The 1,689-nt window shown below is 34.3% G+C and carries 1 protein-coding gene; it reads right to left on the reverse strand.

Features of this window, described 5'->3' with window-relative positions:
- A partial coding sequence (locus EGI22_RS15360; RefSeq protein ID WP_255069323.1) for a Calx-beta domain-containing protein occupies positions 1–1,426 on the reverse strand: 1,426 nt, incomplete at its 3' end.
- Positions 1,427–1,689 lie beyond the last annotated feature (263 nt).

Here is a 1,689-nt window from a genome sequence, read left to right on the forward strand (position 1 = left end):
GATAATTTACAGAACCAGAAACACTAAAAGAAATGCTAATCAAAGGAATATTATCAAATGGAGTTCCAGTAAAATTAACAGTTTCAAATCCATTTAAACCTGTAGGAGATATACTTGCCGAATGAGAAACAGTATTGATGCCATCTTCTTTTAAACCCGTAAAAGTAACTGTACAGGCAGTTGCAGGAAAAGAATTTCCCGAATTGAGCGAAGACCATAAATCTACACTTAACATTTTAAAGGTCTTTCCTGCAGTCGTCACTTCAATTGATCCTTGATTTCCCGTTGCATACGGAGCTTTCGAATCTAAAAAGCCGAATGAACTACCAGAACCAATTGCTGAGACCGTTTTTGAAATCCCCAGTTTACCAGTACTCTGGAAATTCACGCCACCTTCTGTGAATGTATTAGCGAGATTTGTTTCATCCTCAAAGGTTTCTATGAAACTATCGTCATTTAAAATCGTAATAATTGCTGAACCCGAGCTAATGGTACCACCTGTGGGATTAGAAAGCGTCATATTAATCGTTTCATTCGGTTCTAAAGTTACATCTCCGTTGATGGTTACATTTACAGTTTGTGACAAAGAACCAATCGGGAAATTAACGGTAGTTAATGGTACTGCCACGTAATCTGAACCTGCAGTAGCGGTACCGTTTGATGATTGAATCTGAACTGAACCTGCCAAAGTTCCAAGAGATCTTGTAATAGTATAGGTATTTACTGTTGTTCCAGCATTTCCTTCAGAAAAATTAGCATTTGCTATTGCATAAGTATTAGTTACTGGTACTGTCGTTGTGAAATTCACATGATCAATCTCCAGATATACCAAACCATTTCCCCCACCCAAGCCATCTCCATCAACAGTATTAAAAGTTAGACTTTGAAAATATAAACCATCTAAAGGTGTTCCTATAAAATTAAGTCCGTTTACAATACCATTTGCATCTATAGTTTGGCCGCTTCCAAGAGCACCACCATTAGAATTAATAGTAATATTTGCCATTAAAGTATTTACCTGTCCACAAGGTATGCCTGAAACGGTTATTGAACCATTCATAGGTATTGCTCCTCCACTAGAATTACTTACATAAGCAGCAAATGAATTTATTTTATAACAGGCACCTGGGTTTAAACTATTATTTATTGCAATGTTAGCAGAATTACTGGTCGCCGGCGAATTAGTGATTAACTCCAAAAATTTCGAACTTCCGCCATAACCATAAGGAGCTAGAGTGGTTAGACTAAATGTATGTGTAAAATTAATTGAACTTTCAACAAATGAACCATTGTTCGTTTCTGTTTCAAAGTCTTCAGTGGCTGTAACTTGTGCAAAAGTATTAATCGAAATCAACAAGACTACAAAAAAAGACAGCAAGCTTTTAAGCTTAATATTGATAATTGATAAAGTAAAAATAGTTTTCATAAAATTAATGTTTTTGATATAATTCTTGCTGCTAAATATTTGGTAAGTCTTATTGTGTGAGAAAAAGTTTTAATAAAAAATATATTTTAATAAATCATAAATACCAAGGAGTAATTTTATTATTAAATCTTAATAAATACTCCTTGGCAATCAACAACTTATAATAGAGGCTTTAGTTTCTCGAAGGGTAAACCCCCACCAACGCAATAATATAATTCAAAGCAAGATAAGGCTGCATATTGTTTACAGGTATATTACCTCCA

Origin of the sequence: Lacihabitans sp. LS3-19, assembly GCF_024343575.1 — a bacterium.
Lineage (GTDB): Bacteria > Bacteroidota > Bacteroidia > Cytophagales > Spirosomataceae > Leadbetterella.